The organism is Sulfurospirillum sp. hDNRA2, from assembly GCF_024206095.2.
Classification (GTDB): Bacteria; Campylobacterota; Campylobacteria; order Campylobacterales; family Sulfurospirillaceae; genus Sulfurospirillum.
This window is the reverse complement of the sequence record NZ_CP159800.1, coordinates 2,347,042-2,361,508: the sequence shown is the minus strand read 5'-3', so window position 1 is coordinate 2,361,508 and position 14,467 is coordinate 2,347,042. Positions and strand designations below refer to the sequence as shown.

The 14,467-nt window shown below is 45.6% G+C and carries 11 protein-coding genes and 1 tRNA gene; 6 read left to right on the top strand and 6 right to left on the bottom strand.

Translation table 11 applies throughout. The features are described 5' to 3' along the window. Positions 1 to 37: 37 nt before the first annotated feature. On the top strand, positions 38 to 949 hold the full coding sequence (locus NL930_RS11620; RefSeq protein ID WP_254376975.1) for a radical SAM protein: 912 nt from the start codon (positions 38 to 40) through the stop codon (positions 947 to 949). A 24-nt stretch (positions 950 to 973) separates the two neighbouring features. On the opposite strand, the gene NL930_RS11615 is transcribed toward NL930_RS11620, so the two are convergent. Together NL930_RS11615 and NL930_RS11610 are read right to left on the bottom strand one after the other, a co-directional pair. Continuing rightward, positions 974 to 3,049: a TRAP transporter fused permease subunit gene (locus NL930_RS11615; protein ID WP_254376776.1), complete on the bottom strand. Its 2,076-nt coding sequence runs from the start codon at positions 3,047 to 3,049 to the stop codon at positions 974 to 976. A 66-nt stretch (positions 3,050 to 3,115) separates the two neighbouring features. Further along, positions 3,116 to 4,069 carry a TAXI family TRAP transporter solute-binding subunit gene (locus NL930_RS11610; protein ID WP_039672080.1) on the bottom strand — a complete coding sequence of 318 codons (954 nt, stop codon included), beginning with the start codon at positions 4,067 to 4,069 and terminating at the stop codon, positions 3,116 to 3,118. Positions 4,070 to 4,243: 174 nt separating this feature from the next. On the opposite strand from NL930_RS11610, the gene NL930_RS11605 reads away from it, so the two are divergent. Next, positions 4,244 to 4,318, top strand: a tRNA-Asn gene (locus NL930_RS11605). A 281-nt stretch (positions 4,319 to 4,599) separates the two neighbouring features. On the opposite strand, the gene NL930_RS11600 is transcribed toward NL930_RS11605, so the two are convergent. Beyond that, a complete protein-coding gene (locus NL930_RS11600) occupies positions 4,600 to 5,484 on the bottom strand; it encodes an AraC family transcriptional regulator (protein WP_254376775.1) in 885 nt (294 codons plus the stop codon). Between the two features lie 120 nt (positions 5,485 to 5,604). Between NL930_RS11600 and NL930_RS11595 the strand changes: the two genes are divergently transcribed. Then, on the top strand, positions 5,605 to 6,342 hold the full coding sequence (locus NL930_RS11595) for a MipA/OmpV family protein (protein WP_254376774.1): 738 nt from the start codon (positions 5,605 to 5,607) through the stop codon (positions 6,340 to 6,342). A 169-nt stretch (positions 6,343 to 6,511) separates the two neighbouring features. Here NL930_RS11595 and NL930_RS11590 read toward each other — a convergent pair whose 3' ends face one another. Next, the gene (locus tag NL930_RS11590; protein WP_254376773.1) at positions 6,512 to 8,488 is read right to left on the bottom strand and encodes a sensor histidine kinase; all 1,977 of its coding nucleotides are present in this window, start codon (positions 8,486 to 8,488) and stop codon (positions 6,512 to 6,514) included. Beyond that, positions 8,436 to 9,149: a response regulator gene (locus NL930_RS11585; RefSeq protein WP_254376772.1), complete on the bottom strand. Its 714-nt coding sequence runs from the start codon at positions 9,147 to 9,149 to the stop codon at positions 8,436 to 8,438. The genes NL930_RS11590 and NL930_RS11585 overlap by 53 nt, the downstream gene beginning before the upstream one ends. Positions 9,150 to 9,394: 245 nt before the next feature. On the opposite strand from NL930_RS11585, the gene NL930_RS11580 reads away from it, so the two are divergent. From NL930_RS11580 to NL930_RS11570, 3 genes are all read left to right on the top strand, one after another. Next, entirely contained in the window at positions 9,395 to 10,996 is a 1,602-nt protein-coding gene (locus tag NL930_RS11580; RefSeq protein WP_254376771.1) for a methyl-accepting chemotaxis protein, read from the top strand. Between the two features lie 10 nt (positions 10,997 to 11,006). Then, entirely contained in the window at positions 11,007 to 12,683 is a 1,677-nt protein-coding gene (locus NL930_RS11575; RefSeq protein WP_254376770.1) for a bifunctional diguanylate cyclase/phosphodiesterase, read from the top strand. Between the two features lie 73 nt (positions 12,684 to 12,756). After that, the gene (locus tag NL930_RS11570) at positions 12,757 to 13,686 is read left to right on the top strand and encodes an NAD(P)-binding domain-containing protein (RefSeq protein ID WP_039672084.1); all 930 of its coding nucleotides are present in this window, start codon (positions 12,757 to 12,759) and stop codon (positions 13,684 to 13,686) included. Here the strand turns inward: NL930_RS11570 and NL930_RS11565 are convergent. Beyond that, the gene (locus NL930_RS11565) at positions 13,681 to 14,247 is read right to left on the bottom strand and encodes a toxin-antitoxin system YwqK family antitoxin (protein WP_254376769.1); all 567 of its coding nucleotides are present in this window, start codon (positions 14,245 to 14,247) and stop codon (positions 13,681 to 13,683) included. The two genes, NL930_RS11570 and NL930_RS11565, sit on opposite strands and share 6 nt — an antisense overlap. Positions 14,248 to 14,467: the final 220 nt, after the last annotated feature.

The window sequence follows — 14,467 nt, the reverse complement described above, 5'->3', positions numbered from 1 at the left end:
AAAGAGGGCAAACTTCTTCACATGTAAAGGATTTTCCATCAGTCAGATTATTTTCGGTCCCATTACCTCTAGGCGTTTCGGGCAATCCCTCGGCATCGATTTAAGTCCTTCGACCAAACAATGTAACTTCGACTGCTTGTATTGTGAGCTCAAAGGTGCTAAAACGGTCGATACCATCCACGATGCACCGAGCGTTCAAAGCGTCTTAGACGCCTTGCAAAAAGCTTTACAAATACATCATAATCTCGACGTCGTTACGCTCACCGCCAACGGGGAACCCACGCTTTATCCCGACTTGAAACTTTTGATCGAAGCGATGCATGCGTTTGCCAATCGTCCAAAGTTGTTGATACTCTCGAACGGTTCGACAATCGGCGATCCGTTGGTTCAAGAAGCGCTTTTTCCTTTGGATATCGTCAAACTTTCGCTTGATTGCGCAACGCCTCAGTGCTTTAAGAAATTGGACCGTGCCCGCAAAGGCATTGAAATCGAAAGCATTATGGAAGGAATGCAAACGTTTCGAAAACGCTATCAAGGCGAATTGGTGATCGAGATATTGGTCGTTGAAGGGCTTAACGATACGCAAGCGGAATTTGAAGCGTTAAGTGCGGCTTTACGAAAGATACGACCCGACCGCATCGACGTAGGAACGATCGATCGTCCTCCGGCATACGCGGTCAGGGGTGTGAGTATCGAGCGTTTGGTCGAGCTTACAAGCGCGTTGGAAGGCTTACATGTCAATATTGCGTATCGGAAAAATTACGATGCGCCTAAACGTCGTTTTAGCGAAGAGGAGATTTTAGAACTTCTCAAGCGAAGGCCTCAAAGTACGGAAGACGTCGCCTTTTGTTTTGATGAGCAAAGTCTTGTTTGCCTTAATCGTTTGCTCTCCGAAAAACGCTTACATGTGAAAAATATTGCAGGGGTCGATTTTTACAAAGTCGTGTAGCGGACAGGGCTGTCCGCTACGTATTTAGGCAAGAACGCTTTGGTCTTTTTTATACTGAATGCGTTGGTTGAGGTAGATAAAGCCGTAAATGCCAAGACCGATCGCGTAAGCGACGTAATGGCTCGGCAATCCGAGCTTAGCGGCTACGAGTTTGGGTAGCATTAAAAACGGAATAACGACGATCAATCCGATACGCTCGATCACAGTGATTTTCTTTAAAATAAACCCTTGCGTCGCCGAAGTAAAGGCAAACATACCGAGTACGGCTCCGCCGAAAATAAGTGCAATTTCAAACGGATTGGTGATCCATTGCCATTTGGAAGCATCGTTCGGATCGTTCGGGTCAACACCTCCGATCAATAAAAGCTCGTTGTTGAAGAAGAACATAAACGGCAAAATACCCGTTCGTATGTCGTAGATAAACGACTGAATGCCCGTAATGATCGGATCGCTCTTCGCAATAGCCGCCGAAGCGTATGCCGCCATTCCCACAGGAGGCGTGTCGTCGGCTAAAATACCGAAATAAAAGACAAACATGTGCGCCGCAATCGTCGGAATCAAATAACCGTTATTCCCTGCCAATTCCATAATAATCGGCGCAGTCAGTGCCGCCATAACGATGTAATTCGCTGTCGTCGGAAGCCCCATTCCCAAAATTAACGATACGAACGCCGTCATAAATAACACCGCAACAATGTATCCGCCAGAAAGGTTGTCGATGACTTCGGCTAAAACCAAGCCGATACCCGTAAGCGTAACCGAACCGACGATAATGCCGGCAACTGCCGTAGCTACGGCGATAGAAACCATATTTTTCGCTCCGGCGACCATGCCGTATCCGATGTCGGCGAAACCTTCAAGGATAACGTAACGCGTAATTTTTTCTTTATTGAGGTACGCTTTAAACGGTTTTTGCACGACCATGATGAGCATTAAAAACATAATGGCACTAAAAGCGGCACTTTGTGCGGATTGCCTTAAAACGATGAGTGTGTAAATCAAAAAGAAGATCGGGATGAGATAGTGAATGCCTCGAATAAAAATAGGCCACGTTCGCCCTAGAACGCTCGCGTCTTCACCTTTCAGCCCTTGTTTTTTAGCTTCGATATGGACGATATAAAAGAGTGCCGCATAACAGGTAAACGCCGGAATAAACGCCGCAAAAACGATGTCGGTATAATCCAAACCGAGAAATTCCGCCATAATAAACGCCGCCGCACCCATAATCGGAGGCATCAATTGTCCGTTGACCGAAGCGGCCGTCTCGACGGCGGCGGCTTTATGGGAACTAAAACCGAGGCGTTTCATGAGCGGAATCGTAAACGTACCGACTGTGACGGTGTTTGCGATGGACGAACCGGAAATCATACCGAACATTCCCGAAGCCGCAACGGCAGCTTTTGCTGGACCGCCGTCGTATTTACCTAAAATGGTGTAGGAGACTTTGATAAAATATTCGCCTGCTCCGGCGCGATCGAGCAATGCGCCGAAAAGGACGAATAAAAAGACAAAGCTAGCACTCACGCCGAGCGGAACGCCGAAAATTCCTTCCGTCGTTAACACCATTTGTCCCATAATTTTAGTAATGCTAGCACCTTTGTGAGCGATCATATCGGGAAGATACGGACCCAAATAGTCGTAAAGTAAAAACAAAACCGCGGCAAGCATCAACGGAAGTCCCATGACCCTTCGTGAAGCTTCAAGGACGATTAAAATCGTTGCGATACCCACGATAATGTCAGTTTGCGTCCATGCCCCTGCGCGCATCGCAAGCTCTTTATAGGCGTACCATTGGTATAAAACGGCGGCCGCGCCGATGATCATAAAAAGAAAATCGTACCATGTAATCGTCGATCGAAGTTTGGCACTTTTGCGAATAGCATGCATCGAAAATGCGAGGATCAGTCCGAATGCCAAGTGAATTGCCCTTACATGCGCACTGTTCCCCGGATCGACGACAATGTAGAGTTGGTATAAAGACCAGCAAAAAGCGATAGCGGCGACAAACCAATAGTGCCACGTCGTGCTTTCAAAGTCTCTATGACCTTCGAATTCGCTGATGAGCTTTGCGTCATCAAGTCGTTCTTCAAGTGTTTTCACGCGTAAACCTTTCTGTCGTACATGTAAGGCTTTTAACGTACAGCCCTACATGTAACTTTTCTGGAATTATTTTAACAGACCCGCTTCTTTAAATGCTTTGATAGCACCGGGATGTTGAGGTACGCTTAAGCCTTCCAACAAACTTTCTTTGGTAATCGTTTTGTAGGAGGGATGAAGCTCTTTAAATTTGTCGAAGTTGTCCAAGATGGTTTTAACGACTTGATACACCACTTCGTCTTTGACTTTGCTGCTGGTCACAAGAACCGCTTTGACGCCGATGCTCGGAACATCGTTTGGAACACCTTTGTAGTAGGTACCCGAGATAATGCCCTTAGCGTAATAAGGGTATTTTTTGACTAAGGCGTCGATGGCGGGACCTTCAATAGGAACGATGTTAATATCTACGGAATTGGCGGCGTCTTTAATGTTGGCCGTCGGGTGACCCGCTACGAAGAAATAACCGTCGATGTGGTTGTCTTGAAGCATCGTCGGACCTTCGGTCGATTTAAGTTCGTTGGCGAGCGCCAAGTCGGAACGTTTGATGCCCAAAGCTTCAAACACGACGTCGACCGTCATATTGGTGCCCGATCCGGGAGAGTCTAAATTGATCTTTTTACCTTTCAAATCCGCCATGGTTTTAATGCCCGATTTTTGGCTGACGACCAGTGCTAAAAGTTCCGGATAGATCGCAATCGCACTGCGAAGCTCGGGTACGGATGCCGCGCCTTCAAATTTACCTTCGCCTTTATAGGCTTGATACGCCGTGTCGCTTTGAGAGATACCGAAATCCAGCTCGCCCGCTTTGATCGTATTGACGTTATAGACCGATCCGCCGGTTGATTCTACGGAACAACGAATATTGGTCTCTTTTTTGTTTTTGTTAACCATTTGGCAAATTGCGCCGCCTGTGGGATAGTACGTTCCCGTAACGCCGCCCGTGCCGATCGTAATGAATTCCGCCGCAAACATAGGAACGCTGAGTGTTCCCGCCAATGCCAAGCCGATCAGTTTCTTTTGCATGGAGACTCCTTAGTCGTTAAGAATTAAATCGTTTAATCCTACAATGTTTCGTCTTACCTTATCTTGAATGAACCGGTGACATTTTGTGCTTTTTAGTATTTTTTTAGAAGAAGCTCTTGTATGTCTTGACAATACACTATTTTTTGACTATAATTTCGACCTCATTCAGATTGTTCCGGATTAGCTCAGCGGTAGAGTAGGTGACTGTTAATCACTTGGTCGCTGGTTCGAACCCAGCATCCGGAGCCACTTTTTCTTTTTTCCTCCCAGCAAAGTTTCATAAATCCTTTGATATCAAAATAGTTAGAGTTTCGATAGTCTCTCAAGCGTAAAGAGGCGTATTTCAATACCTCTATAACGAGCCGCTTTATTCTTTGTCGCATTATTTGGCTGCGTTATCGCGATTTGCGCCACTTTTGTTCTTTACATGTCAACGTTTAGACCTTGCGTTTGATACCTTGGTCGTGAGACGCCAACGTAAATATACTTGGCTCAGAGATGACATGTGAAAAGCTCTTGCAAACCTTTTATTACCACAACCATGAAAAAGGAATTTTGTCTCGAAATGCGTCAAAGTAGTATGAAGGGGTGAGTCCCGTATAGTTTTTAAAGGTTTTGATAAAATGCGTCTGATCAAAATAATCGCATTCGTAGGCGATATCGATAAATTTGAGATGCTTTTCGCCTCGAAGAACCGCACTATTGATCTGCCTGAGCGATTTGATAAAACGTGCGTTACGTTGTATCTGTTTGAACGATTCGCCGAAAACTTCGAGGTATTGTTTTTGGAGCCAACGCTCAGAGTAACCGCACTCGCGGGATAATGCTTTGAGCGAGGCGTATTCTACTTGGTGGTTCAAATAAGGCTTAAGCTCTTTTTTCGACGAAGCTTTTTGGGCTAATCGCTTGAAAAAGTAGCGTTCAAAGACTTCGATCATTCCCTCCGTCGAGTCCATCGCTTCTAATTCTTCAAAAAGCCATGTTCCCTCTTCTTCTCCCCATACGTCTTGAATCGTAAGATCGTCGTTGCGAATTTCAAAAGGCGATAGATCGAATACTTCGTATAGAACATGCGGATAGAGCGTGACTTTAAAATTTTTGATTGAGCGCTTGGGTGATGAACTTTTTTTTTGAAAAAAATCCATCCACGTACCGATACCGCTTTTAACATACGTTCCTTTTTCGATGTTTAATAGTACGTCGTTTTGGTCGACGACCTCATTGACGCTTCCGTAAAAATCAAACACGAACTGCGTCATAAACGAGGGAAAAAAACGGGTAATGTACTGCTCTTGGGTATCGCTAATTTCGCTGATAATCGAAACGTAGGAGTGAATATAAGGTAAGAGTGCCGGATGTGCTGGAAATGTTTTGACGTACTTACCTTGGGGCGGAACCCCCGAATCTAAAAACATTGCATGATTCCTTCGCAACTTTAAACGAGGCATTATACGTATTTGTTCGTTTTTTTACTATAAAACCGATAGGACAAAGCCCTAAAATACCTCGATTTAAATTGCTATGGAGTGACGATAATGAAAAAAAAATTAATGTGCGTACTATCCGTTTTGGTCGTGAGCGCGTATGCCGGAAACGATGAGTCCTCGGTGCAAATGGGCGTGGGTATCTCTTCTGGAACGAGCCCTTATAAAGGCATTTCGAGTGTAACGCTTCCTTTGCCCGATATTGAACTGAACTACAAAAGTGCTTTTATCGAAGGCATCAATGCAGGGTATAATGTTTACGATAGCGAAAACCTACAACTCAGCGTGATGGCGCTTCCCGTACTTTTGGGATACCAAAGCAAAGACAGCGATGCGCTCAGAGGTATGGACAATCGTCACATGTCGATAGAGGGTGCTCTTCGCATGAAATATACGTTTGAAAAAAGCTTTTTTACCACGACTCTCGCGCGCGACGTTGGCGATGTATCAAACGGTTATAGCTTCAACGTCGCGTATAATTACACGCTTTTTGAAACGTTTAACCAAGGTTTGTCTTTGTATGCGGGGGCTGAATATTTAAGCGATAAAAAGAGCACGTATTATTACGGCGTGAAAGCCAAAGAGGCGACACCTTCGCGAGCGCGCTACGATGCCGAGGGAGCACTCAACCCTTTCATCGGCTTGAGCGAAGTGTTTGCGTTGAGTAAAACGTGGTCTATAATTGCCAATGTCGAATATAAACGACTGGATAGCACGATTTATAAAAGCCCTATCGTCGATGATCGTTATATGCTTGCGGGCTATTTGGCGATCATGTATCAGTTTTGACGATACGATTTTTCGCGGCGATTTACCGTTTGTTTAAAAAGGATTCACGTCTTGTTTAAGCTAAACGATTATACTTTCAAAGTCAAGACACAAACCTCCTTTTTGTGATTACCTACTTGTTTTAACCTAAACGTTCGGATTGCCCGATCCGAGCGTTTCTTCTATTTTTTCATTCAATCGTCGGAACTCGTATGATAAAAAGCGCACCTTTGGGATAGTTTCGAACGCTAATCGTACCGTGAAAACGTTTTTCGATAATCTCTTTGACCAAAAACAACCCAATCCCCGAATTACCGGCTTTGGCACAGACGTGCGGAAGAAAAATTCTCTCAATCGGACGAATACAAATCCCTCCGGCATTATCGATAATGACGATACGGCATCGACGGCATCGATGTTTGACGACGATACGAATCAGCGGATGCGGTACGTGAACGATTTCAAATTGATCTTTCGCATTTTGCAAGATATTTAAAATCGCTTGCATAAATTCATTGGCGTTTCCTAACAGTATCGCGTCGCTTTGGATACGCAGTTGTATTTCGATACCGAGATTTTTAAAGGAGAAGGAGAGCATATTGAGCAAAATTTCCGTTTGTTTGGAGACGCAAAACGTTTGATCGTTACTTTTGGCTTTCAATAAAAATCGGTAAAAAGTATCGATCGTTTCGGAAAGGTGTTGGAGTATTTCGAAACTCGTGTCGAGCGACTCGAGAAGCGGTTGTTTTCGCACCGTATTGTGCAAAAGAAGCGAAGCTTTGACGTGTGTTAAAACGGCGCCTAAAGCATTGAGCGGTTGTCGCCATTGGTGGGTGATGTTGCCGATCGTACGGCCGATCGAGATAAATTTGGCATTAGTGAGTTGTTCTTGCTCTTTTTCACGGATGCGCATCAAAGCGCTATGGTACTGCTTTTGCGTCTGTTTGCTTTTTAAAACCAATATCCAAATAAAAAAAATCATTTCCCAAAAACTGCCGATGACGATAATACCCGTTTTTGCCAACGGGAAAAGCGGTATAAATCCCATTTGCGTTAACCAATACACAAGCATTCCCGCGTGGAAACCGAAAAGTCCGATCGTGTATAAAACGGCAAATCGGATACGCTTTAAAACGGCGAAAAAAGCGATCAAAAGGGTATAAAGCGGAATGATGAAAGCGCTTGTTGCGAAAATCGCAAAGAGCATACGGTGTGCGAGGAAAAGCGGAAATAAAAATGCAATGACAAAGCAAAAAAGATAGGTTGATTTTAGCCAGAATACGGAAAAGCGTCGCAAATCCAGTACGTGAATCGTAAAGAGCAGCATGGAAACGTATACTCCTGTAATACTGAGCGTTTTGAACCACTGATCTAAATTCTCCGACGCGTGCAGGGCATAAACGATAAAGTTATTCACGCATAAGACAAAGAAGCACACACTCATCAGGTACAGTGCATAATAGCCGTAAGCTTTCATCTTAAATTCGTAAAAAAGCATCAAATTGACAAAAAAAACCAAAACAACGCCGCCTAAAAAAAAGATGATCGGCAAGACGTTTTGATACGTTTGATAGTCCAATTCGGCTTGCGTTCCGACGAGAAGCGCAAGGATTAAGGGGCGGTGGGAGTTGATTTTAAAGAGATACGTCAGCGTTTTTTCCGAGCTGAGAAGCATAAAACGGGTAGAGGGGTATTGTACTTCTCGTTGCTCGATAGGGACGCTGTTGCCGTTGATCGACGTATGCACGAGTCGATCGTCGTCGTAAACGAAGCTTTCGACGCGGCTGAGTTGGTCGTAAAGAAATTCCAGATAAAAACGTTGCGAAGGGTTGGGCGGGAGGGTAAACGCAACCCAATACGTCGCATCGTCGGCACCGAAGCTGATCGCTTTGTTCGGTAAAGCTCGATACGTACCGTAGCGAAGGAGCATCCGTGCGTCATCGTGGGATAAAGCGGCGGTGTCGCGTAAAAAAGAGACGTTTTCAAGACGTGGGCGGGTCGGTTGCGGATTTTCAATTCCGTATAAAAAAGGTGTCAGGAAGCAAAAAAGAAAGACCCAAGAGTTCATAAAAACGGTCGCTTTTAATGTGAAGTGTTCGGCAATGAAACGCCCGCTACCCCATATCGCCGAAATACCGTGTGTCGTTGATGTTGATGCGATATCCAAGGCCTCTTTGTGAAAAAATAAGCGTATCTCCGAGCTTTTTTCGAATGCGCAAAACCAAGTTCTTTACGGCCGATTCGCACGGGATGTCACGGTTCCATAACGAGAGTTCAATGGCCTGTTTGGAGAGAATACGGTGGTGATTGTCGATTAAGAGCTCGACCAGTTCTAACTCTTTGGTACTCAGACGATAAATCGCATTATTATAATAAAATTCTTTGGTGTCGCGGTTGAAAAAGAGATGCTCGTTGAGCGTGATCATGTTGGGCGTGTTGTGCATGCGCTTGATTGCTTGCGAAAGCGTCTTCACAAGCGACGAAAATTCGACCGGCTTGATTAAATAGCCGTCTACGGCAAGATTGGCGGCTTTTAAAATGAGGTGTTTGTCGTCGTATCCGGTTAAAATCACGATAGGCGTCGCATAATCGATGCGGCGAATCTGCGTAATTAATTTCATACCGTCTTGACGAGGCATCTGAATATCCGTCAAGACGATATCGGGACGGGAATCTTCGTACATGTTAAATCCCTCTTCGCCGTTTTGTGCGCAATAAACGTTACGAAAGAGCATTTGTAGCGTGCTGGCGATATGCGTGCTTACGATAAGATCATCTTCAACGAATAAAATCGATTTATGTTTCATCATAAGAAGATTGCTTTGCACGGTAAGTCCTTGAGTCCAAATTCGGATAACAATTATAGGTGGATGCTCTTAAATTCTAGCATACGAAAGTCATATTAAAGTCATAACTCAAATAAAAATCAATGACGCTTTTGGGACGAAAGTACATGTATGATTTTTCAATGCCTTTCAGAAGAATAGCGTTTTAACATGTAAGCTTAAAAATGCGTTTTAACGTTGCAATACATGAAAAAACGACCGTTCAAACCTCTCATCGAAGGACTTCTATGCTTCAGACAATTCGTGCTAAATTGATTTTTTTGTTCTTGGTTTTTTTAGTGGCTATCGTGAGTTTAGGGTATTTGCTTTCGCACAATACCGACGGAGCCAAAGTTGCGGCGGATAAGATCAAACGCGCCGGAGAGATGCAGATGCTTAGTTCCCAACTTGCGGTGCATACGAGGGGTTATCAAATTTTTTACGAAGAGCGAATGCTCGATAATTACACCAAAACGTACCGAGCGGTTTTACAACAAGCCGAAGCTTTGCTTCCTTTATTGAAAAGCGAAGAGACGCAAAAAATGCTTCAAGACGCGTATCAAACGCTTGAGGCGTACCACAAAGTCAACCTTGCGCGTTTCGCACTGGTCGGACAGTATAAAGACGCAATTAAAACGGCGGAATTTCGTGCTTCGGCGGACGGAAAGAAGTTGGAACAAATCAATCAAGACGCCAATACGTATTATTATAAAACCTTGGAGTCGGTTAAAGCCTTAGTAGAACAAATCGAAAAACGTTCGTTTGACGAGTTGGACCAATCCAAAACAACGGGACTTTCTTTCGCGTTTGCGGTTTTTATCGTTGCGTCTTTCATTTTTTTCGTGATTAACCGAGCGATTCGTCGCGCCATCGAAAAAGCGATCGAGGGGTGTCGTTATATCGAAGAGCATAAAGATTTGCATTACGTGATCGACACGGGAAATAAAGATGAAATTTCGCACATCACCTCCGTGCTCAACCACCTTTTGAAGCAATTGGCAAAAGCCTTAGACGACGCCAAAAAGACGGCGGTCGAAAATGCGGCGGTCTCCGAAGAGCTTTCGAGTACGTCGATGCAAATAGGCGTTCGAAGCGAAGAGACCGCTAAAGACGTTGAAGAGACGACGCAAGCGACCAAAGCCGTCGCGGAGATTTTGCTTAAAAGCGAAGAGAGTTCCAATCATTCGGGATTGCTGATTACCAAAGTCGCTACCGAACTGCAAAGCTCGGCACAGGAAGTTTTAACCGTTTCGACCGATTTGCAAGAGGTCGTAGTTACGCAAATGGACTTATCGACGCGCTTAGAACAGTTGGATCGCGATGTCGAACAAGTCAAGCAAATTTTATCGGTCATCGCGGATATTGCCGAACAGACAAATCTGTTAGCACTGAATGCCGCGATCGAAGCCGCGCGTGCGGGAGACCACGGACGCGGGTTTGCGGTAGTTGCCGACGAGGTTCGTAAATTAGCCGAGCGAACGCAAAAAAGTTTGATAGAAAGCAACGCCACGGTGGCGATTATCGTTCAGTCGGTCAACACGACGGCAGAGATGATGAAAACGGGCGCGGCGCAAATCAAAGCTTTGGGCGAGAAGGCGCAAAGTGCGCAAACCATGATGCTTCAAACGGTTAACAATATGGACGAAGCAAAAGCGATGGCGCATCAGACGGTAGAAGATACCAAAACGGGACGCATCAAAACGTCCGAAGTGATCGCGCGTATCCAAAATATCAGTCAACTCTCCAACACCAACGCCCGTAGTGTTGAAGAGGTTGCTTCCGCCGCCGAACATTTGGCAAAGTTGTCCGAGGGACTCAGCGTGACGCTTTCAGAGTTTAAAACGGCGTGAGCGTGAGGCTATGACGACGCCGTATACGACGGAAAAAGCACGGCAAACAGCGTCGCTTGAAGAAACGGCGGAAGAGATCGTCGCTTCTTGCGATGCGATGCCCGAGCTCTTTTGTGAGGGTGTCTTTGTTTGCGACGAAGCGTACCGCGTGCTGGCACTCAGCCGGTCGCTTCAAGACGCTTTAGCCTCTTTTGACAAGACACGTCCGTATCCAAGCGTTCTCACGTTTTTTGCGGACGCTTGCTTGGTCTTTCATAAGGATCGTCCGCAATACTCGACCTTATTGGACCTACGGGGCGAATGCGTTCCCGTCGTCGTTTATCAAAGACTGTTGCATCCAAGCGGGTCTACTTTAATGCTTTTGATGTTGCAACAAAAGACGCAGACGCGTTTTCCTTTGAAGCGTTATTTTTTAGCGCAGTTTCCTAACCGTTTTTTATTTTTACATGCGATGCTGCAAGAAGCCATGCGTTATAACGCGTTGCATCAAAGCTTAAGTGCGTTATGTCTACTCGATATCGACCATTTTAAAACGATCAACCACGTGCACGGGTATGCAATCGGCGATGAAGTGTTGTCGCTGATAACGAAGCGCTTGGCGTCTCTGGTGAAATTTTCGGAGTTGGAGCATCTAAACGGCGACGAGTTTGCTATCGTGTTGCACTCTCAATTCGGTACTTTTGACGATACGGTAGCTCAAATGCATCGGCACGCCGCCTCATTTCTCAAAGTGCTTGCCGAACCTTTAGACGTGCAAGGGCATACGTTTCTCTTAACATCTAGCATCGGTATCGTCGTTTTCGACCAAGACGAATACACGGTCGATCAAATCATCCAATATGCTGATAACGCGTTATACGAAGCAAAAAAAGCAGGACGCAATACGATCGCTTTTTTTGATCCATCGATTCAACGCAAATTGGAAGAAAGGGTCGATTTATTGGCGCAATTGCGCGATGCGATTGCTTTGGGTCATATGCGTTTGGTGTACCAAAAACAGTGGACGAGCGACGCAAAAGACGCACCTATGAGCGTGATAGGCGCGGAGGCTTTGGTGCGTTGGTACAAAGAGGGCGAAGGCGAGGTCGCGCCCGATCGTTTTATTGCGCTCTCCGAAGAGAGCGGATTGATCGTGCCGCTTGGAAAATGGATATTAAGCGAAGCGTTTCGCGAGCTAAAACGTTGGGAAGAAGACCCTTTCAAATGCCGTTGGCAACTTTCGATCAATATCAGCGTCAAACAATTCGAGCAAGAAGATTTTATTTCCACCGTCCAAGCATTGCTTTCACATGTGCAATGTGACCCGACCAAAGTGCGTTTTGAATTGACCGAGAGCCTTTTGATTCAGGATTTGAAAAGCTCGTTGCGTAAAATTCATACGCTAAGCAAACTCGGTATTTCGTTCTCGATCGACGATTTTGGAACGGGGTACTCTTCCTTAGCCTATTTGAAACGTTTGCCGATTCATGAGCTCAAAATCGATAAAACTTTTATTCGCGATTTGACGTTTGATTCTGCCGACGTTATTTTGGTGCGGACGATTTTGGGTATCGCTCGGCAATTTCACCTCGACGTCGTTGCCGAGGGCGTGGAAACGTACGAGCAATACGCCCTCTTATGCGACATGGGGTGTCGTTTTTTTCAAGGCTATTTTTTGAGTCGCCCCGTTCCTTCGGCGGCACTTTGAGACTGCTTAATTTTTACGATCTTTTTTGGGCGCAAGCGTGCTATACTTTTCCATTTTCATCAAGGAACAAAAGATGCGCGTTGGAATTATCGGAGCGGGCGGCGTGGGCGTCGAATTGGTTAATTACCTCTTAACGTTAGGCAGTACGAGCGAGATCGTTTTGGTCAATCGCAACCAAGAAAAAGCACAAGGCGAAGTGGCGGATTTTTCGTTCGTCGAGTCGTTTACCTATGCCCGCAATACGCATTTGCATAGCGGCGATTACGTCGATTGTGCGCATTGCGACGTTATCGTCGTTACGGCGGGCATTACGCTCAAAGAGGGACAAAGCAGGGACGAGCTTTTGGGTGAAAACGCCGCGCTGATTCAAAAAATCATTCGCGAACTCTACATGTATGCGCCGCAAGCGATCGTCATTATGGTCACGAATCCCGTCGACGTCTTAACGCACATCGCTTATAAAGAGGGATTGTATCCTAAAGAGCGGTTGATCAGTGCGGGAACGTTGGTCGATACGGCACGTTTTATGAAAATCGTGAGCAAAAAAGTAGGCATCGATCCTAAAAATATCAACGGCTACATTTTAGGTGAACACGGCAAAGGAAGCACGCTTCCGTGGAGTATTTGCAATATTTGCGGACTGGACGTCGATACGTTTTGCGAACTCAACGGTTTAGCCTTGCTCGATCGCGCGCAGATTTACCAAGACGTGATTAACGCGGGATTTGAAGTTTTCAAGCATAAAGGCAACACTAACCACAGTACCGCCGCAAGCGTGTTTCGCATTATTCGCGCAATTGCCAACGACGAACATTCGGTGCTTCCTTTGGGGGTGTATTTACAAGGAGAGTACGGTTTAACTGACGTTGTGCTAAACGTGCCGGTCGTCGTGACGCGCAAGGGTGCTACGAAAATATTAAACTACAAGCTCCTCCCCGAAGAGCTTGAAGCCTTACATGTCAGCGCAAAAAATATGCAAGCGTTGGCGCGCACGGTTTTATAGGCCGATGGTTTTAAGTTCGTTTTCGCTCATCGGAGTTTTGGAGCCTTTGGCATCGTAGGCAAAGCCTTTGATCGCGACGCTGTGTTCAAACGTTACTTCGTAAGATAGCTTACCGTTTTCGTCAAAAATCTTAGCGACGCCCTCGGCTTTATTGGCGTGAAAAGGCGTTTGGCTTTGGATTTTTCCCGACTCGTAGTACAACGTGGCGATTCCCTCGGCTTGGTCGTTTTGAAACGGTGTTTCGCTTTGGAGGCGTCCGGAGGTAAAATAGCTCTTTTTAACGCCTTCGATCACGTCGTTTTTAAAAGGTGCTTCGCCTTGTAATTCGCCGCTTTCGTAATACGTTTTTCCCATTCCTTCGCGTTTACCGTCTTTAAAGGGCGTCTCACCGCGGAGTTTTCCCGAAGCGTAGTAAAATTTTCCGACGCCGTTGGCAAGGTTGTGGGTTTTAACCTCGATTAAAAGGCCGTCGTGTCGCTCTTCCAAATCGCCGTATTCGTAACTTTTATCGGCGGCGAAGAGCGTTAAAAAGGCAAAAAGCAGTATAAACATTGATCTCATCGTGTATCCTTGACGTGTTTTGAAGAGCGTATCGTAGCATATAACATTAAAGTTCTTGCAAAAACGCAAAAACTTTTGACACGCCTTTAGAGCTAAGCTCCAAAGACTACGTTAACACTGGGTTCTCTTCGGAAGAGTGCCCACGCACCTTCGGTGCTTTTTTATCTTTGACACGCCTTTGAAGCAAAGCTCCAAAGACTACGTTAACACTGGGTTCTCT